Origin of the sequence: Allobosea sp. ASV33, assembly GCF_016428755.1 — a bacterium.
In the GTDB taxonomy this organism is placed as follows: Bacteria; Pseudomonadota; Alphaproteobacteria; order Rhizobiales; family Beijerinckiaceae; genus Allobosea.
This window is the reverse complement of record NZ_JAELTI010000109.1, coordinates 1-16998: the sequence shown is the minus strand read 5'-3', so window position 1 is coordinate 16998 and position 16998 is coordinate 1. Positions and strand designations below refer to the sequence as shown.

The 16998-nt window shown below is 66.6% G+C and carries 21 protein-coding genes; 11 read left to right on the top strand and 10 right to left on the bottom strand.

What is annotated here, in order from left to right; translation table 11 throughout:
- Both JHD80_RS23350 and JHD80_RS23345 read left to right on the top strand, forming a co-directional pair.
- Positions 1 to 810: glycosyltransferase family 2 protein (locus tag JHD80_RS23350; protein WP_210339976.1), on the top strand; the 810-nt coding region annotated here is incomplete at its 5' end.
- Positions 803 to 1549 (top strand): SDR family oxidoreductase, encoded by a 747-nt coding sequence (locus tag JHD80_RS23345; RefSeq protein ID WP_349237337.1) that lies wholly within the window; start codon positions 803 to 805, stop codon positions 1547 to 1549. The genes JHD80_RS23350 and JHD80_RS23345, both read left to right, overlap by 8 nt.
- Positions 1550 to 1565: 16 nt before the next feature.
- Here JHD80_RS23345 and JHD80_RS23340 read toward each other — a convergent pair whose 3' ends face one another.
- The 5 genes from JHD80_RS23340 to JHD80_RS23320 all read right to left on the bottom strand — a co-directional run bounded on the left by JHD80_RS23340 (position 1566) and on the right by JHD80_RS23320 (position 5848).
- Positions 1566 to 1850: a hypothetical protein gene (locus tag JHD80_RS23340; protein WP_199092310.1), complete on the bottom strand. Its 285-nt coding sequence runs from the start codon at positions 1848 to 1850 to the stop codon at positions 1566 to 1568.
- Positions 1851 to 1987: 137 nt separating this feature from the next.
- Positions 1988 to 2752 carry a peptidoglycan editing factor PgeF gene (pgeF, locus tag JHD80_RS23335; protein ID WP_199092308.1) on the bottom strand — a complete coding sequence of 255 codons (765 nt, stop codon included), beginning with the start codon at positions 2750 to 2752 and terminating at the stop codon, positions 1988 to 1990.
- A gap of 48 nt (positions 2753 to 2800) precedes the next feature.
- Positions 2801 to 3892 carry an SAM-dependent methyltransferase gene (locus JHD80_RS23330; RefSeq protein WP_199092307.1) on the bottom strand — a complete coding sequence of 364 codons (1092 nt, stop codon included), beginning with the start codon at positions 3890 to 3892 and terminating at the stop codon, positions 2801 to 2803.
- Entirely contained in the window at positions 3889 to 4743 is an 855-nt protein-coding gene (lgt, locus tag JHD80_RS23325; protein WP_199092306.1) for a prolipoprotein diacylglyceryl transferase, read from the bottom strand. Before lgt ends, JHD80_RS23330 begins: the two co-directional genes overlap by 4 nt.
- 85 nt (positions 4744 to 4828) lie before the next feature.
- Positions 4829 to 5848: an NADP-dependent oxidoreductase gene (locus tag JHD80_RS23320; protein WP_199092305.1), complete on the bottom strand. Its 1020-nt coding sequence runs from the start codon at positions 5846 to 5848 to the stop codon at positions 4829 to 4831.
- A gap of 127 nt (positions 5849 to 5975) precedes the next feature.
- Here JHD80_RS23320 and JHD80_RS23315 point away from each other — a divergent pair, with 127 nt between their 5' ends.
- A complete protein-coding gene (locus tag JHD80_RS23315) occupies positions 5976 to 6365 on the top strand; it encodes a RidA family protein (RefSeq protein WP_199092319.1) in 390 nt (129 codons plus the stop codon).
- Here JHD80_RS23315 and JHD80_RS23310 read toward each other — a convergent pair whose 3' ends face one another.
- The 4 genes from JHD80_RS23310 to JHD80_RS23295 form a co-directional block, all read right to left on the bottom strand.
- Positions 6366 to 6956: a chloramphenicol phosphotransferase CPT family protein gene (locus tag JHD80_RS23310; RefSeq protein ID WP_199092304.1), complete on the bottom strand. Its 591-nt coding sequence runs from the start codon at positions 6954 to 6956 to the stop codon at positions 6366 to 6368.
- 102 nt (positions 6957 to 7058) lie between these two features.
- Entirely contained in the window at positions 7059 to 7319 is a 261-nt protein-coding gene (locus JHD80_RS23305; RefSeq protein WP_199092303.1) for a hypothetical protein, read from the bottom strand.
- A gap of 41 nt (positions 7320 to 7360) precedes the next feature.
- Complete coding sequence (rpsU, locus tag JHD80_RS23300) at positions 7361 to 7651, bottom strand: 30S ribosomal protein S21 (protein WP_199092302.1); 291 nt, start codon at positions 7649 to 7651, stop codon at positions 7361 to 7363.
- Between the two features lie 138 nt (positions 7652 to 7789).
- Positions 7790 to 7999, bottom strand: a complete 210-nt coding sequence (locus JHD80_RS23295) for a cold-shock protein (protein WP_199092300.1) — start codon at positions 7997 to 7999, stop codon at positions 7790 to 7792.
- 355 nt (positions 8000 to 8354) lie between these two features.
- On the opposite strand from JHD80_RS23295, the gene uvrC reads away from it, so the two are divergent.
- The 5 genes from uvrC to JHD80_RS23270 are packed head-to-tail and all read left to right on the top strand — an operon-like array spanning position 8355 to position 12948.
- Positions 8355 to 10469: an excinuclease ABC subunit UvrC gene (uvrC, locus tag JHD80_RS23290; protein ID WP_199092317.1), complete on the top strand. Its 2115-nt coding sequence runs from the start codon at positions 8355 to 8357 to the stop codon at positions 10467 to 10469.
- 57 nt (positions 10470 to 10526) lie between these two features.
- On the top strand, positions 10527 to 11147 hold the full coding sequence (gene pgsA / locus JHD80_RS23285) for a CDP-diacylglycerol--glycerol-3-phosphate 3-phosphatidyltransferase (protein ID WP_199092298.1): 621 nt from the start codon (positions 10527 to 10529) through the stop codon (positions 11145 to 11147).
- On the top strand, positions 11144 to 11437 hold the full coding sequence (gene moaD / locus JHD80_RS23280; protein ID WP_199092296.1) for a molybdopterin converting factor subunit 1: 294 nt from the start codon (positions 11144 to 11146) through the stop codon (positions 11435 to 11437). Before pgsA ends, moaD begins: the two co-directional genes overlap by 4 nt.
- Before the next feature lie 4 nt (positions 11438 to 11441).
- A complete protein-coding gene (locus JHD80_RS23275) occupies positions 11442 to 11909 on the top strand; it encodes a molybdenum cofactor biosynthesis protein MoaE (RefSeq protein ID WP_199092294.1) in 468 nt (155 codons plus the stop codon).
- Positions 11878 to 12948: a DUF1176 domain-containing protein gene (locus JHD80_RS23270; RefSeq protein ID WP_199092291.1), complete on the top strand. Its 1071-nt coding sequence runs from the start codon at positions 11878 to 11880 to the stop codon at positions 12946 to 12948. Before JHD80_RS23275 ends, JHD80_RS23270 begins: the two co-directional genes overlap by 32 nt.
- Positions 12949 to 13128: 180 nt before the next feature.
- On the opposite strand, the gene JHD80_RS23265 is transcribed toward JHD80_RS23270, so the two are convergent.
- Positions 13129 to 14016 (bottom strand): branched-chain amino acid aminotransferase, encoded by an 888-nt coding sequence (locus JHD80_RS23265; protein WP_199092289.1) that lies wholly within the window; start codon positions 14014 to 14016, stop codon positions 13129 to 13131.
- A 182-nt stretch (positions 14017 to 14198) separates the two neighbouring features.
- On the opposite strand from JHD80_RS23265, the gene JHD80_RS23260 reads away from it, so the two are divergent.
- From JHD80_RS23260 to JHD80_RS23250, 3 genes are all read left to right on the top strand, one after another.
- Complete coding sequence (locus tag JHD80_RS23260; RefSeq protein WP_199092287.1) at positions 14199 to 14702, top strand: MarR family transcriptional regulator; 504 nt, start codon at positions 14199 to 14201, stop codon at positions 14700 to 14702.
- A gap of 83 nt (positions 14703 to 14785) precedes the next feature.
- The gene (locus JHD80_RS23255; protein WP_199092285.1) at positions 14786 to 15529 is read left to right on the top strand and encodes a response regulator; all 744 of its coding nucleotides are present in this window, start codon (positions 14786 to 14788) and stop codon (positions 15527 to 15529) included.
- Positions 15530 to 15639: 110 nt separating this feature from the next.
- Positions 15640 to 16983 (top strand): ATP-binding protein, encoded by a 1344-nt coding sequence (locus JHD80_RS23250; protein WP_349237338.1) that lies wholly within the window; start codon positions 15640 to 15642, stop codon positions 16981 to 16983.
- The last annotated feature ends 15 nt before the right edge of the window (positions 16984 to 16998 follow it).

Below are 16998 nucleotides of genomic sequence, written 5' to 3'. Positions count from 1 at the left end.
CCTCTTTCGATTTTCATTATTGCCCAAAATGAGGCGGACCGGATCGGCCGGGCGATCGAGGCCGCGCGCGCGCTGAGCGACGATATCGTGGTCGTCGATTCCGGCTCGACCGACGGCACGCAGGCGCTGGCCGAATCGCTCGGCGCCCGCGTCTTCTTCAACGCCTGGCCAGGCTACGGCCAGCAGAAGCGCTTCGCCGAGGAACAGTGCCGCCACGACTGGCTGCTCAATCTCGATGCCGACGAGGTCGTCCCGCCCGATCTCGCCGCCGAGATCTCGACCCTGTTTGCGGCCGGCTCGCCGCCGAAGGACGCCTATAGGGTGAGAATCGCCGAGATCTTTCCGGGCGAGGGAGCGCCGCACCGATTCGCCTATGCGCTCGCCCCCGTGCGGCTCTACCGCAAGAGCAAGGGTCGCTACTCGGCTTCGCCCGTCCATGACAGGGTCGATCTCGCCGCGGATGCGAGCGTCGGGCGCCTGCGCGGGACGGTCCACCATTTCTCGGTCCGCTCACTGGGCGAGCAGATGGACAAGCTCAACGCCTATAGCGATGCGCAGGCCGACGATCTCGACGCGCGCGGCGGCACGCTCTCCGTCTTCCGGCTCGTCGCCGAATTCCCCGCCAATTTCCTCAAGGCCTATATCGGGCGCCGCCATGCGCTACGTGGCATCTACGGCTTCATGACCGCGATGAACTACGCCTTCTATCGCTATCTGCGCGTCGCCAAGCATTGGGAACGCCGTCTGCAGCGGCGCGCTTCGACCCAGACCACACCGCCGCTAGCGAATCGGGATGGCCGTGATGGCTGAGGTCGCGCTGGTCACAGGCGGCGCCCGGCGAATCGGCCGCGCCATCGTCGAGAGGCTGGCAGACGCCGGCTATGCGGTGGCGATCCACCACGGCGACAGCCACGAAGAGGCGGACGCGCTGCTGGAAACGCTCGAATCCGGCGGCGCGAAAGCTTGCCTGCTGACCGCCGATCTGGTCGATCCGGCCGCCGTGGCCGGCCTGATCCCCGCTGCGGAAGCAGCGCTCGGCCCGGTCACGCTGCTGGTCAACAACGCCGCAAGCTTCGTCGCCGACGATGTCCGCTCGCTCGACATCGCCGCCTGGAACCGCCAGTTCTCGATCAACCTGCGCGCCCCCTCGCAACTGATCGGGATCATGGCCGAACGGCTGCCCGCCGATGCGAAGGGCGCGGTTGTCAACATCGTCGACCAGCGCGTCTGGAAGCTCACGCCGCAATATTACTCTTATACGCTGACGAAATCCGCCCTGCTCACCGCGACCCGGACGCTGGCGCAGGCGCTGGCCCCGCGCATCCGCGTCAATGCCGTCGGCCCCGGCCCGACCTTCCCCAACAGCTATGACGGCATCGACCGACTGGACCAGGAAGCCGCGGGCACCTTGCTCGGACACCGGGTCCCGTCGGGCGATATCGCCGAGGCCGTCCTTTATCTCGCGCGCGCCAGCTCCGTAACCGGCCAGATGATCGCCGTCGATGCCGGCCAGCATCTCGGCTGGCGCACGCCCGACATCGTCGGCTGATCGGGATCGAGGCGCCTCAAGCGGCCTTGTTCTTCAGCGCGCCGATGATCGCGGTGAGGATCGCGCCGCCGGCGCCGCCCGAGATCAGGTTGGTCAGCACCCCGCCGACGCTGAGATTGCCGCCCTGCGCCGCCGCGCTGATCGCCGGCAGCAGGATCGGGATCAGTTGCCCGAGCACGCCGCCGCCGACGAGGCCGGAAATCGTGTTGCCGAGCGTGCCGAGATCGAAGCTCGGACTGGCCTTGCCGGCCGCATTGCCGCCGACCGCGCCAGCGATCAGGTTCATCAGGATCTGTTCCATCTCGGCCCCCTGCATCTCGATGCATCGCCCGAAGAACACAGGTCTTGAGGAAGCGATGCGTTCCCCCGACGGCGGAACGATGCTCCTATTGCAGCAGTGCGACAAGCCGCCGCACCGCGCCGTCAACCGCTATCGTCTCAATCGAGGGCGATCGCCGCGATCAAGCGGCCATAATCCGGCTCGCCGCGATGGGTCGTGCGCCGGTAGCTGAAGAAGCGCTTCTCGTCGCCATAGGTGCACAGGCCCATATCGACGAAGCGGCCGATTCCCGCCTCCTGCGCCTTGAGCCCGATGAAGGCCGGCAGGTCGAACATCGCATGGGCCGCGCGCTCGGAGGGCGTGAAAAAGCGCGAATAGGTCCGATTCTCGGCCTTGAAGCGCTCGATGAATTCCGGCCCCACTTCATACGCTTTCGCGCTGATCGTCGGGCCGAGCACGGCGGTGATGCGCTCGCGCCGGGCGCCGAGCTTCTCCATCGCCGTCACCGTCGCGCCGACGATGCCGGTGAAGGCGCCTTTCCAGCCGGAATGGGCGGCGCCGATCACCCGCGCTTCGCCATCGGCGAACAGAATCGGCCCGCAATCGGCAGTGGAGATGCCGAGCGCGACATGCGAGGCGGTGGTGACCATCGCGTCGGCCTTCGGCCGCTCGCCCGGCCAGGGGCCGGTCACCACTTCCACATCGGCGGAATGGACCTGATAGAGGCTGACCAGGTTTTCCGGCGCGACGCTGAGATGGTGCGCCATCCGCGCCCGGTTCTCGACGATCGCCGCTGGATCGTCGGAGGAGCCAAGCCCACCGTTCAGCGAAGCGTAGATGCCCTTCGAAGCACCACCCTCGCGGGTGAAGAAGGCGTGGCGGATACCGGCTTCTCCGGCGAGTTCGCGGGCGGTGATGAACATGGGCGTCGTGGTCCGGTTGGTGCGAAGTCGCGAGCGGCTCGGCCGCGTTCAGCCCCGGTCTGGCAGCCGATGAAGGTCAAATCCGGGCAGAGGCGGCAGGGTCTGCTGCGATAGCGCGAGAACCTTGAACAAATCCCCCATGCCGGTCCCGCCCGACGCGATCAGGCGGTCGAAGGCATCGGAAATCGCGGTGCGCTGCTCCGCATTCGCCTTGAGCGACAGTGCCTGCGCCCGCTGCGGGAGACCCAGAGCGACCAGGAAATCGCGCTGGGTCGCCGCCCCGTGTAGGGCGGCTCCAGCGTTCAACCCCGCCTGCCCCACCCGCTCGAAATCGACATGGACCGTGAGATCGGCGTCGCCGGGCTCGGCGAGCGGATCGACGAATTCATGCCGCTTCATCGCCTGCAGCGTGTCCCCAAAGCCCGAACGCATCGCGCCGTAGTCGACGAGCAGCGCTGCCCCGCCCCCCGCGGCGAGGTGGCCGGCGAGTTGTCCGACGATGTCGAGCGCAATGGTGGGCTGCTCGAAAATCGAGCCGGCCGGCGCCGTTATTTTCAGGGCATGCTCGCTCGCCGCCGCAAGGCCGAAGGCGAGGTCGCCATCATCGCCAATCCCGACCAATCGCTCGCGCCAGCCGTCCTTGGTCATCACGAACTGGTCGAGCGGCAGCGCGTCGAGGAATTCGTTGGCGACCGCGATCACCGGGCCATCGAGCGCGCCGGCAATCGTGTCATGCCAGACGGGCTCGAAACCCTGGAGTGTCGTCGCCTGCCGGGCCCGCAGCACCGGGCTTGTCTCGACGAGATGAATTGAGAGCGCGGCATGGAAGCCCGGCACGATCCGCGTCGCCCGCAGCATGTCGGCCATCAGCGTGCCACGTCCCGGCCCGAGCTCGACCAGCCGGAACCGGGCCGGTGCGCCCATCGCCTGCCAGGCATGCGCCGCCCAGAGCCCGATCAGCTCGCCGAACATCTGGCTGATCTCGGGCGCCGTGGTGAAATCACCCTCGGCTCCCAGGGGATCGCGCGTCATGTAATAGCCATGGCGGGGATGGCCGAGCGCCAGGGCCATGTAGCGGCCGATTCCGATCGGCCCTTCCTGCCGGATCAGGTCGATGATCTCGGCCTTGAGAGCTGTCACGCCCGCGCCCCGCCGGGCATCCCGCGCCGGCTGCGCAGCACGAGCCAGAGACCGGCGAAGAACACCGGCAGCGAGAGCAGCATGCCCATGGTGATGCCGCCCGAGAGCGCGTCGACCGATGTACCGAACAGGAAGCCGAGCTGCGGATCGGGTTCGCGGAAGAACTCGCAGACGATCCGGGCGACCGCATAGCCCATGCCGAAGACGCCGGCGACGAAGCCAGGCCGCCGGAACCCGCCGAAGCGGACGAGCAGGTTCACCAGCACGAAGAGCAGGAGCCCCTCGGCGAAGGCCTCATAGAGCTGGCTCGGATGGCGCGGCAGCGGCCCGCCATTCGGGAAGACCATCGCATAGGGGAAATCGGGCGCGGGCCGGCCCCAGAGCTCGCCATTGATGAAATTGGCGATGCGCCCGAGCATGAGCCCGATCGGCACGACCGCGGCGGCGAGATCGAACACCGACAGCGCCGGCAGCTTGAGCCGCCTTGCGAAGAGCCAGAGGCCCAGCGTCGCGCCGATCAGCCCGCCATGGAAGGACATGCCGCCCTGCCAGATCGCCAGGATGTCCTGCGGGCGTTCGAGATAGCGCGGCAGGTCGTAGAACAGCACGAAGCCGATCCGCCCGCCGAGCACCACGCCGAAGGCGACGAAGAGCAGCATGTCGTCGAGCTCGGCCGGCTGTGGCCGCGCCCGCCCGCCCCAGAGCCTGTCGGACGCCACGAGCCTGCGCGCATACCACCAGCCCCCGAGCAGCCCCACGACATAGGCAAGCCCGTACCATTTGATCGCCAAGGGCCCGAACTGCACCGCGACAGGGTCGATCATCGGGAACGGAATGGCGAATACGGGCATGGCGAGGTCCGGTGGCGGGCGCATGGTGATGGCCGCGCACCTGCTCAATGGTCAAGGAAAAAGGCTGGCCCGTGGCGGGCCGCGCTTAGATCTTGACGATCAGCTTGCCGAAATTCCGGCCCTCCAGCAGGCCGATGAAGGCCTCGGGCGCGTTCTCCAGCCCCGACACGATGTCTTCCTTGTACTTGACCGCGCCCTCCGCGATCCAGCGCGCCATCTCCTCGCGGAAGATCGGGCCCTGCGCGGCGGCGAATTCGCGCTGGATGAAGCCGCGGATCGTCAGGCTCTTCGACAGCACCTGCCGCATCATCCCAGGCAGCCGGTCAGGCCCCGGAAATTCGCCGCTGGCATTGTATTGCGCGACAAGGCCGCAGACCGGGATGCGCGCGAAGGTGTTGAGCAGCGGGAAGACCGCATCCCAGACATGGCCGCCGACATTCTCGAAATAGACGTCGATGCCGTCCGGGCAGGCTGCGGCGAGCTTGGCCGCCATCTCGGGATCACGATGGTCGATGACGGCATCGAAGCCGCACGTGTCGCGCACGAAAGTGCATTTCTCGGGGCCGCCGGCGATGCCGACAGCGCGCGCGCCCTTGATCCGGGCGATCTGCCCGACCGCAGAGCCGACCGGCCCGCTCGCCGCCGCGACCACGACCGTCTCGCCGGGCTTGGGCTGGCCGATGGTGAGCAGACCGGCATAGGCGGTGAAGCCGGGCATGCCGAGCACGCCGAGCGCCGTCGTCAGCGGTGCGCTCTTCGGATCGAGCTTGCGGAGCTGCGCGGCATTAGCCACCGCATAGGACTGCCAGCCGGAATGGGAGAGGACGATGTCGCCCGGCTTGAACCCCGGATCGCGGCTCTCGACGACCTCGCCGACGGTCCCGCCTTCCATCACCTGCCCGATCTCGGTCGCGGCGGCATAGGATTTCGCCGCGCTCATCCGCCCGCGCATATAGGGATCGAGCGAGAGATAGAGGATCTTGAGCAGCACCTGCCCCTCCGCGGGCGCTGGGACGGCAGCGTGTTCCAGCCGGAAGTTCTGCGGGCTCGGGCGGCCCTCCGGGCGCGAGGCCAAGGTGATGCGCAGATTATCGGCCTGAATCATGATGGCATACCCTGCTGAGACCCGATGCTTCGGCCACGCCCGTAGCGTCCGCCGTCGCAACCGTGCCGGTTTCGACTACGCTAGCTTAGAAAATCTTACCCCGTTCGCGTTTCAAGGGCATCGCATCATGACGGCCAAAAGAGAAGTCATCCGCGTCGAACCGCTATCGACATGGCTCGAACGCTGGAAGGCGATGACGCGTCACGGCGATACGCTCTATGTCTCGGGCTTTCCGCCCTTCGATCCCGCGACAGGCGAGATCCTCGCCCATGCATCCATCGAGCGTCAGACCGAAATCGCGCTGGAGCAGATGAAGCTCTGCCTGGAGACAGCAGGCTCTTCCCTGGACAATGTCCTGAAATGCAATGTCTATTGCACCTCGGTCGACAGCTTCGCCGCGGTGAATGCGGTCTACGCGCGCTATTTCCCCCAGGATCCGCCGGCGCGCATCTTCATCAGCGTTCCGGCCTGGCCGGGACCGTTCGACATCGAAATCGACTGCATCGCGGCGGCTTGATTACGCCCGCGCTCCGCCACAGACCCGCCGCTCGCGCAGGAGCTCGAAAGCCATCGGCTTCGAACGGGCGTGCCATGCGGCAATGACCCTATCGGCGTTGCTCTCCCGATCCTGCATCGCATCCACCTCGAGATCGTAGAGGCAATAGGAATGGATGCGGTGGAAGTCGCGCCGGGCATCGCCGATCGGCCTGTCGCCACGCTCGCGCTCGCGCCGTTCCAGCTCTTCCAGCGCGCAATGCACCCCGACGAAGAAGACGTCCTGCCCGGCAAGCGTGTCCGCGAGCCGCAACAGCCAGGCCTCGCTTTCCATGATGTGCTCGACGACGAGATCGTTGCCGGCCGCGACATAGGCGAGCAGCGAGCGTTCGAAGCCGAGGAAGAACGCCTCGCGCATCTCCCGCCAGTCGAACTCGCCGCTCTTGAGCCGCGCCGCCGGCAGCACCCCGGAATCCCGAAGATGGTCGATCGAGATATGCCAGAACGGCCTGTCGATCCGGCTCTGGATGGCGCGCGCCAATGAGGACTTGCCACTGCTCGACGCGCCGTTGAGCAGGATGATCCGGCCCGGCGTCGGGGAGAGGTCATTCATGGCGCGTTTTCCTGTGCCCGACACACGCCGCATCGGCCCAAAACGCGGACAGGCGGCCCATGGTGATGGCCGCCTGTCCGAAACATCGTCAAGGGAGGAACGTCAGAGCGCCTTTGCCGCAGCCTTTCGCGAGCGCTTTGCCGGCGGCGCGCTGCTGGCAGCGGCCTCCTTGGCCGCAGCCTCCTCGGCATCCCGGGCGAGACGCAGAGCCCGCAGCTTCTGGGTCTTGAGACGGGCCGCGCTGGCCTCATCCTCGACCGCCTGCCAGGCGACAAGGGCTTCCTGCCGGCGTTGCTCGGTCTTCTCGAACGCCGCCTGCGCCCGCGCCTTGATCTCGTCCAGCTTCATGTTGCGGCTCGACATGCGACACTCCTACGTAACAGTCGCGGATCGACCGTCGTCGATCAGACGGCGGCCGGGCGCGGCACTCCGGCTCCAGGTCCCGCTCCGGGGCGGCCCCGGCCGACAGGCACCTTGCGCTTCGGCGCCGGCAGCAGACCTTCGCGCTGCGCCTGCTTGCGGGCAGCCTTCTTGGCGCGGCGGATCGCCTCGGCCTTCTCGCGGGTACGGCGCTCGGACGGCTTCTCGAATTCGCGGCGCTGCTTCATCTCGCGAAACACGCCTTCGCGCTGCAGCTTCTTCTTCAGGACGCGAAGCGCCTGGTCGACATTGTTGTCCCGGACGAGAACTTGCATGGTTATCCTTTCCAGAAAGCACAAAGGGCCGGGCTTGTTGATCCCGACCCTTCACTCACTGCTTGGTGCGAAACATCGTGTCGTGGCGCCGGTACATCCGTGGTCGCCTCAAAGCGTCGTCGTTCCGCTTCCCCGCAGTTATTCGGCTTGCAGGTTGTCGGCCGAGCTCTTGCCCGAACGCTTGTCCTGAACGATCTCGTAGGAGATCTTCTGGCCGTCGCGCAGATCGCGCAGACCGGCACGCTCGACGGCGCTGATATGGACGAAAACGTCCTGCCCGCCATCGTCAGGCTGAATGAAACCGAAACCCTTGGTGGCGTTGAACCACTTGACAGAACCAGAAGCCATTAATGCCTCCCGCAAACATGCTTATCCAAGCCCCATGGAAAACATGCGGCGGCGAATTCGATCAGAGGAAGAAAATCATCAGCATGTCGCGCTCAAAGGCGCGAATGGCCAAGTCATCAGGCCTAAATCGAATTTAACAGATAGGCGTTCGTCGGCTTGATGTCAAACCGAAAACAGAAAGACGATGTCAGGACAACAAAAACCGGCGCTGCAGGGGACGAAACACAACCTCGAAAAACGATCGCGGATTCTTCACGAAATCGCCCGCACCGGGAAGCACACGCCATTTGATTCAGCGTTGAATTATCGCCGCTCCTGACATGACGAAGCCGCTGCGGCATCCTACATGCAGGCCATGAGTCGCGAGCGCCAGGACGATCTTCCGCAGGACGAGTTCGAGGACGAGGAGGACGCCCTCCCCGTCGAGTCGACGCTTGATCTCGGCGAGACCGCGCCCGGCGCGCTCAAGGCCGGCATCGAGGTTATCCGGGAATTCGCCAGGCACCTGCCGAACCGGCCCGGCGTCTACCGGATGTTCGATCGCGCCGGCGAGGTGCTCTATGTCGGCAAGGCCAAGAGCCTGAAGAACCGCGTGACCTCCTATGCCCGCGGCATGGCGCATACCAACGCCGTCGCCCGGATGATCGCCGAGACGGCGAACATGGAGTTCGTGACCACCGGCACCGAGACCGAGGCGCTGCTGCTCGAGTCGAACCTGATCAAGCAGCTCCGCCCGCGCTACAACGTGCTGCTGCGCGACGACAAATCGTTCCCCTATATCCTGCTGACCGGCGACCACGATGCGCCCGCGATCCTCAAGCATCGCGGCTCCCGCCAACGCAAGGGCGACTATTTCGGCCCCTTCGCCTCTGTCTGGGCGGTGACGCGCACCATAGACGCGCTGCAGAAGGCCTTCCTGATCCGCACCTGCTCCGATTCCTTCTACGAGAATCGCACGCGCCCCTGCCTGCTCTTCCAGATCAAGCGCTGCGCCGGCCCCTGCACCGGCGAGGTCTCGATTCCCGAATACCAGTCGCTCGCCGGCCAGGCTCGCGATTTCCTCTCCGGCCGCTCCTCGGCGGTGAAGCAGCTCCTGTCGACCCGGATGCAGGCGGCGGCCGAGGACCTCGAATTCGAAAAGGCGGCGCGCTACCGCGACCGTCTCGCCGCGCTCTCGGCGGTGCAGGCCGGGCAGGACATCAATACGCAGGGCGTCGAGGAGGCCGATGCCTTCGCCATCGACGAGCAGGCCGGGCAGTTCTGCGTCGAGATCTTCTTCTTCCGCAATCACCAGAACTGGGGCAACCGAGCCCTGTTCCCGCGCGCCGACCGCTCCCTGACGCCGGCCGAGGTGCTCGCTTCCGTCGTCGCGCAATTCTACGACGACAAGCCGCCGCCGCGTCTCGTGCTGCTCTCGCACCCGGTCGAGGAGATCGAACTGATCGGCCAGGCGCTGTCGGCCCGCGCCGGCCGCAAGGTCGAGGTCGCCCATCCCAAGCGCGGCGAGCGCGCCGACCTGATGGCCCATGCCGTCAAGAATGCCCGCGAAGCGCTTTCCCGCAAGCTCGCCGACAATGCCGGCCAGAGCGCGCTGCTCGCGGCGCTCGGCGCCGCCTTCGGCATGGAGACCGCGCCGCGCCGGGTCGAGGTCTACGACAACTCGCACATCATGGGCACCAACGCGGTCGGCGGCATGATCGTCGCCGGGCCCGACGGCTTCATGAAGAGCCACTATCGCACCTTCAACATCTCGACCGACACCATCGCCGGCGACGATTTCGGCATGATGCGCGAGGTGCTGACGCGAAGGTTCGCGAAGCTGGCGAAGGAAGAAGGCATCATCCTCAGCCCTCATCCTGAGGAGGCCGCGGACGCGGCGGTCTCAAAGGATGTCCCAGAGGGCGACGGAGCCGCGACGGCCATCCTCGGCGAGGTGCCGGACGGCTCTCCGGGGGATGAAGGCCCGCAGAAGAAGGCTCGCAAGCCAGCCAAGCCGCGCAATGACCCCGACGGCTTCCCCTCTCGTCCCGATCTCGTCATCGTCGACGGCGGCAAGGGCCAGTTCGGCGCCGCGCTGAAGATCATGAAGGATCTCGGCGCGGCAGACATCCCGCTTGTCGCCATCGCCAAGGGGGAGGACCGCAATGCCATGCGCGAGACCTTCCACATGGAAGGCCGGGAGCCCTTCAAGCTGCAGCCGCGCGACCCCGCCCTCTATTTCATCCAGCGCCTGCGCGACGAGGCGCATCGCTTCGCCATCGGCACCCACCGTGCCAAGCGCAAGCGCGAGACGATGAAGAACCCGCTCGACGAGATCCCCGGCATCGGCCCCTCGCGCAAACGGGCGCTGCTGCTGCATTTCGGCACGGTGAAGGCGATCCAGCGCGCCAAGCTCGACGACCTCATGCGCACACCGGGCGTCAACGCCGCGACGGCCAAGGCCGTGCATGATTTCTTTCACGATGCTTGATCGTTCTGCCACAATCGGCGTCTTGCATGTTGACGCCGCGATGGCCGGCTTGCTTTGGTGCTCGACGTGACGATTCTTCCAGACGCCATCAGGCGGCGCGGCCCCTGGTCGCTGCCCAACCTCCTCACCTACGGGCGGATCCTGGCGATCCCGGCCCTGGTGGCAATCCTGTTCTGGCCGCGCGACGACTGGATGCGTTGGATCGCGCTAGGCATCTATACCGCCGCCGCCATCACCGATTATCTCGACGGCTACATCGCCCGCGCCTGGAGCCAGCAATCGGCGATCGGCCGGATGCTCGACCCGATCGCCGACAAGCTGCTCGTCGCCGCCCTGCTGCTGATGCTGGTCTATACCGGCCAGATCGAAGGCTGGACGCTCTGGGCCGCGATCGTCATCCTCTGCCGCGAGATCCTGGTCTCCGGCCTGCGCGAGTTCCTCGCCGACCTGAAGGTCAGCGTGCCCGTCAGCAAGGTCGCCAAGTGGAAGACGACGGCGCAGCTCTTCGCGCTCGGCTTCCTCGTCGTCGGCCCGGCCGGCGACAAGGTCCTGCCCGGCAACACCACGATCGGCATCGTGCTGCTCTGGGCCGCCGCGGGCCTGACGATCTATACCGGCTGGGATTATTTCAACGCCGGCATCCGCCACCTCGTCGAAGAGGACGAGCGCACGCCATGAGCACCGCGACCGCCACGGCGGCAGCCGGCACGCGCACGGTCCGCATCGTCTATTTCGCCTGGGTGCGCGAGCGCGTCGGCCTGCCCGAGGAGACGCTCGACATCCCCGCCGACCTCGCGACCATCGCCGATCTCGTGCGCTGGCTCAAGGCGCGCGGCGAAGGCTACGAGGCTGCCTTCACCGACGAAAAAATCGTGCGGGCCGCGCTCGACCATGTCCATGCCAAGCCGCAGGCCCGGCTCGGGAGCGCGCGCGAGATCGCCTTCTTCCCGCCGATGACCGGCGGTTGAGACCGTGACCTCCCCCCTCGTCCGCATCCAGCGGGAAGATTTCTCGCTTCAGGACGAGATCGACGCGCTGTCGACCGATCGCGCCGATATCGGCGCGATCGTTTCCTTCACGGGGCTTTGCCGCGACGAGGCCGGCACGCTCGCCGCGCTCGAGCTGGAGCATTACCCCGGCATGGCCGAGGCCGAGATCGCCCGCGTCGCCGCTGAGGCCGCCGCTCGCTGGCCGCTCATGGGCCTCGTGGCGATCCACCGCTATGGGCTGGTCAAGCCGGGCGAGCAGATCGTGCTGGTGCTGGCGGCTTCGGCCCATCGCCGCCCGGCCTTCGAGGCCGCCGATTTCATGATGGACTACCTCAAGACCCGCGCCCCGTTCTGGAAGCGCGAGCACCGCGCCGACGGCACGCTCGGCGGCTGGGTCGAAGCCAAGGCGGATGACGACGATGCGGCGAAACGCTGGGAACAGGCTCCTTGACGGCCTGAAGGGTGCCACGCTCGGCACGGGTCTGGCGCTGCTGCCCGCATTCGCCCTAGCCGCCGGGCCGGAGCCGAAGAGTTTTCGCGACTGGATGGCCGGCTGCGACAACATCAAGACCTGCACGGCGCTCTCCCTCCCCGCCGAAGCGGCCGACCCGGTCGCCTATCTGCGCCTCGAACGTCCTGCAGGGCCGGACGGGGCGGCAACCCTCATGCTCAGGCTGCGCGGCGATTGGAAGACGCCGCCGCGCACGGTCCAGCTCAGGCTCGACGGCGCGGCTTTCCCCGCGGGCGGCAAGCCCCTCCCCGTCACGGTCGATGCTGATCTGGCGACGCTGACCTTCTCTGCCGAGGACATGTCCGCACTGATCGAGGCCGCCCGCAAGGCGACGAAGCTGACCGTCACCGCGCCCGGCCTCACCGGCAGCGTCTCACTCGTCGGCTCGGTCGCGGCGATGCTCTGGACCGACGAGCAGCAGGGCCGGCTCGGCACGACCACCGCGCTCGTCCGCAAGGGCACGAGCACGGCCGTGCCGCCGGCCCCCGCCCTTCCGGTGATTGCAGCGGTCCCGGCGCCGCCGATGCTCGACATGAAGGCTGGCAAGCAGCAGGCCGCGAGCCTGCGCGCCGAACGGAAGAAAAAGGACCCCGATTCCTGCGAGGACGATGCCACTCTCGTGAAACAGGACGAGGCCTGGGCGCTCGGAAACAAGCGGATATTGGTCGCCCTCGCCTGCTCGCGCGGCGCCTACAACCTGTCGTCCTCGTTCTTCATCATGCCGGAGAACGAGCCTGCCAAAGCGACCCCGCTCGGCTTCGCCGGTGGCGGCAACGATCTGACCAATGCGAGCTTCGATCCGCGCACCGGCCATATCGCCTTCTTCGACAAGGGGCGCGGCATCGGTGATTGCGGCGCGGCCGGCGGCTATGCCTGGACCGGCACCGCCTTCGTCCAAACCGAGTTCAGCATGATGGGCGAATGCCGCGGCATCGCGTCCGAGGACTGGATCACGCTTTATCGCAGCAAGGGGAAGTGAGCAGCGTCATTCAGAACCACCCTTGTCATTCCGGGGCTTCGCAGAGCGAAGAGCCCGGAACTCACGACAGGGTGAGCCGGCTCGCAATCGCTGTATCAGATGCCTTACCCAGTCGTGGATTCCGGGTTCGCGCCTGAGGCGCGCCCCGGAATGACAACGAGAGACCGAGCTAGCGAATGATCACGCCGCCTTCGACTGCGAGCGCACCGCGGCCGAATAGTCTTCCATCACCACCTTGCCCATGTTGCCGGTGATGAAGTTGTACGGGCCGACCTCGGAGACCAGCGTCACCTCGGCGGCCGAGCCGGTGATGAAGCACTCGTTGAAGCCTTCGAGCTCCTCTGGCCGGATGCGCCGCTCGACCACCTCGAAGCCGCGCTGGCGGCACAGGTCGATCACTGACTGGCGGGTGATACCGTTCAGGAAGCGGTCGGCCAGCGGGGTATGGATCACGCCGTCCTTGATGAAGAAGATGTTGGCGCCGGTGCATTCGGCGACATTGCCTTCCCAGTCGAGCATCATCGCATCGGCATAGCCGGCGCGCTCGGCCTTATGCTTGGAGAGCGAGCAGATCATGTAGAGGCCCGCCGCCTTGGCATGAACCGGCGCGCAAGCCGGATCGGGCCGGCGATAATCGGCGACGTCGAGACGGATGCCCTTCAGCTTCGCCGCCATGTCGAACATGCTCGGCCATTCCCACACGGCGATCGCGGTGTGGATCGTGTTGTTCATGCCGGAAACCGCCATCATCTCGGAGCCGCGCCAGGCGACCGGGCGCAGATAGGCGTCCTTCAGGCCGTTCTCCTTCAGGCAGAGATATTTCGCCGCGTCGAGCTCGGCGACCGAATAGGGGATCGTGAAATCCATGATCTCGGCCGACTTGTGGAAGCGCTGCGAATGCTCGGTGCTCTTGTAGATCACGCCGTCATAGGAGCGCTCGCCCTCGAAGATGCACGAGCCGTAGTGCAGTCCATGGGTCAGTACGTGAATCTTGGCGTCCTTCCACGGCACGAGCTTGCCGTCGAACCAGATGACGCCATCGCGCTGGTCGAAAGGAATGACTGACATGGACCTTCTCCTGGGTGCTTGTTTCCGGAACTCGGACACAGCCGTTTTCGGAACGCAAGCGCGGGTCTAAAGCTGCGTTGCAGCGGGACGCTTTGAAATAATCGTTCGCTCAACGCCCTTGACCGGTAATCTTCCGTCTGAGATATGTCAATAAGGCTGACCCAAATTTTTGGACGCGTGTTTTGGCCCCATCCTCTTCCGACGCTGACGACCCGTCGCTCAAGCCCTCCTCCGAGGCGGTGCCGCACGACCTGATCGAGCTCCTGTTCTTCGCCTATCGCGACTTCGTCGGCGACCCCGACCGCATCCTCGCCGATTACGGTTTCGGCCGCGCCCATCACCGCGTCCTGCACTTCGTCCAGCGCCGGCCGGGCCTGACCATCGCCGAACTGCTCGACATCCTCCAGATCACCAAGCAGAGCCTGAACCGCGTGCTCAAGGAGCTGGTCGAGAAGGGCTATATCGAGCAGCGTACCGGCCGGCAGGACAAGCGCCAGCGCCATCTCCACACCACGCCCTCGGGCCAGGACCTGGCGCTGCGCCTCGTGCGCCTGCAGGCGAAGCGCATCAACCGCGCGCTGGAAGGCGCCCCGCCCGAGGCGGCGGCCATCGCCGCGCGCTATCTCGCCGCCCTGATCGACCCGGCCGAGCGGCCCAAGGTGGAGCGCCTGCTCGACAAGGCTTAGCGGCGACCGGCTCCGCACGTTATGCTATGGAGCCCTGCACCGCGGCGCGCCGGCCCAAGACCGGCGCAGGAGAAAGGCGCGAGATGATCGCAACCGAGACCCTGGCGAAGCCGGCCCGCAAGCCCCTGCCCGACGAGGCCCCGCATGTCCTCGTCGTCGACGACGACCGGCGCCTGCGGGAATTGCTGGCCCGCTTCCTCGGCGACAACGGCTACCGGGTGACGACGGCAGCCAATGCGGCCGAGGCCGATACGCGGCTCGGCAATCTCGTCTTCGATGCGATCGTGCTCGATGTGATGATGCCCGGCGAGAACGGCTTCGATTTCGCCCGCCGCTTCCGCGGCGGCTCGGCTGTGCCGATCTTGATGCTGACCGCCCGCGCCGACGGCAAGGACCGCATCAACGGCCTCGAGATCGGCGTCGACGACTACCTCTCGAAACCGTTCGAGCCGCGCGAATTGCTGCTCAGGCTCGGCAACATCCTGAAACGCACGCTCATCGTCGAGGCCGCCCAATCCGGCACGCGGCCGGATTTCGTCCGCTTCGGCCCCTTCATCTACGGGCTGGCGCGCGGCGAATTGCGCAAGGGCGAAGAGACCATCCGCCTGACCGAGCGCGAGCGCGAGATCCTGACCGCGCTGGCGGAGCGGGCCGGCGAGGTCGTCCCGCGCGAGGAACTGGCCGCGCAGGGCTCGGCCGCCAACGATCGCACCGTCGACGTCCAGATGAATCGCCTGCGCCGCAAGGTCGAGCGCGACCAGACCGACCCGCTCTATCTCCAGACGGTCCGCGGCGTCGGCTACAGGCTGGTGACGGACCGGACGTGACACCGCTGCAACCCGGCAGGAAAGGCCAATCCACGCTGCGCGCCGCCGCACGCCTGGTGACGCACGCCTTCGCCGTGCTGGAACGCGCGCTGGAGAACCTTGGCAAGGCCGTGCGCCCCGCCTTCAAACGCATCGGCCGGCCCTTGCAGATCGTCGCGCGCTATATGCCCAAAGGGCTCTATCCGCGCGCGCTCGTCATCGTCATCGCGCCGGTCGTGCTGCTGCAATCGGTCATCGCCTATGTCTTCATGGAGCGGCACTGGCAGACGGTGACGCAGCGCCTGTCCTCGGCCGTCTCGGCCGACATCGCCATGCTGATCGATGTCTACGAGAGCTATCCGCAGGATGCCGACACCTCGACATTGTCGCGCATCGCGGCCGAGCGGCTGGGGATGGATCTCGACATCATCCCCGATTCCGATCTGCCGGCGCCGGGCCCGCGCCCCTTCTTCTCGCTGCTCGACAACGCGCTCTCGACCGAGCTCAGCCAGCAGGTCGCGCGCCCCTTCTGGCTCGACACCGTCGGCCGCTCCAGCCTGATCGAGATCCGCATCAAGCTCGGCAAGGACGTGATGCGCATCCTGACGCGGCGCAACGCGGCCTATGCCTCGAACAGCCATATCTTCCTGCTCTGGATGATCGGGACATCGCTGATCCTCCTGACCATCGCCGTGCTGTTCCTGCGCAACCAGATCCGCCCGATCCTGAAGCTCGCCGATGCGGCGGAAGCCTTCGGCAAGGGGCGCGACGCCGATTTCCGGCCGCGCGGCGCCCGCGAGGTCCGCCGCGCCGGCAACGCCTTCATCGAGATGAAGCGGCGCGTCGAACGCTCGATCGGCGAACGCACGACCATGCTCAACGGCGTCAGCCACGACCTGCGCACCATCCTCACCCGCTTCAAGCTCTCGCTCGCCCTGATGGAGCGCTCCTGGGAGATCGAGGCGCTGGAGAAGGACGTCGACGAGATGAGCCGCATGCTCGAGGATTATCTCGCCTTCGCCCGCGGCGATGCCGGCGAGACCGCCATCGAGACCGATATCCGCGCGCTGCTGGAAGAACTGAAATCCGATGCCGAGCGGCAGGGCCACCAGACCGAATTGACGGTCATCGGCGATCCGCTGGTCGTGATCCGCCAGGACGCCTTCCGCCGCCTGCTGACCAATCTCGTCTCCAACGCCGCCCGCTATGGCGACCGCATCGCAATCCGGGCGACGCATGATGCGCGCTACCTGATCGTGATGGTCGACGATGACGGGCCGGGCATACCGCCGGACCAGCGCGAGGACGTCTTCCGCCCCTTCTTCCGGCTCGACGAGGCCCGCAATGTCGATGGCGGCGGCACGGGCCTGGGCCTTGCCATCGCCCGCGACATCGCGCGCGCTCATGGCGGCGACATCATGCTCGGCGATTCGCCGCTCGGCGGCCTGCGCGCGACGGTGCGGCTGCCGGTCTAGACCCCACGGATTCGC

What these genes read in the sequence shown, in the direction of transcription:
- JHD80_RS23345 (WP_349237337.1), top strand. Translation starts at nt 803, where the DNA reads ATGGCTGAGGTCGCGCTGGTCACAGGCGGCGCCCGGCGAATCGGCCGC.
- JHD80_RS23340 (WP_199092310.1), bottom strand. Translation starts at nt 1,850, where the DNA reads ATGGAACAGATCCTGATGAACCTGATCGCTGGCGCGGTCGGCGGCAAT.
- pgeF (WP_199092308.1), bottom strand. Translation starts at nt 2,752, where the DNA reads ATGTTCATCACCGCCCGCGAACTCGCCGGAGAAGCCGGTATCCGCCAC.
- lgt (WP_199092306.1), bottom strand. Translation starts at nt 4,743, where the DNA reads ATGCCCGTATTCGCCATTCCGTTCCCGATGATCGACCCTGTCGCGGTG.
- JHD80_RS23320 (WP_199092305.1), bottom strand. Translation starts at nt 5,848, where the DNA reads ATGATTCAGGCCGATAATCTGCGCATCACCTTGGCCTCGCGCCCGGAG.
- JHD80_RS23315 (WP_199092319.1), top strand. Translation starts at nt 5,976, where the DNA reads ATGACGGCCAAAAGAGAAGTCATCCGCGTCGAACCGCTATCGACATGG.
- JHD80_RS23310 (WP_199092304.1), bottom strand. Translation starts at nt 6,956, where the DNA reads ATGAATGACCTCTCCCCGACGCCGGGCCGGATCATCCTGCTCAACGGC.
- JHD80_RS23305 (WP_199092303.1), bottom strand. Translation starts at nt 7,319, where the DNA reads ATGTCGAGCCGCAACATGAAGCTGGACGAGATCAAGGCGCGGGCGCAG.
- rpsU (WP_199092302.1), bottom strand. Translation starts at nt 7,651, where the DNA reads ATGCAAGTTCTCGTCCGGGACAACAATGTCGACCAGGCGCTTCGCGTC.
- JHD80_RS23295 (WP_199092300.1), bottom strand. Translation starts at nt 7,999, where the DNA reads ATGGCTTCTGGTTCTGTCAAGTGGTTCAACGCCACCAAGGGTTTCGGT.
- uvrC (WP_199092317.1), top strand. Translation starts at nt 8,355, where the DNA reads ATGAGTCGCGAGCGCCAGGACGATCTTCCGCAGGACGAGTTCGAGGAC.
- moaD (WP_199092296.1), top strand. Translation starts at nt 11,144, where the DNA reads ATGAGCACCGCGACCGCCACGGCGGCAGCCGGCACGCGCACGGTCCGC.
- JHD80_RS23270 (WP_199092291.1), top strand. Translation starts at nt 11,878, where the DNA reads ATGCGGCGAAACGCTGGGAACAGGCTCCTTGACGGCCTGAAGGGTGCC.
- JHD80_RS23265 (WP_199092289.1), bottom strand. Translation starts at nt 14,016, where the DNA reads ATGTCAGTCATTCCTTTCGACCAGCGCGATGGCGTCATCTGGTTCGAC.
- JHD80_RS23255 (WP_199092285.1), top strand. Translation starts at nt 14,786, where the DNA reads ATGATCGCAACCGAGACCCTGGCGAAGCCGGCCCGCAAGCCCCTGCCC.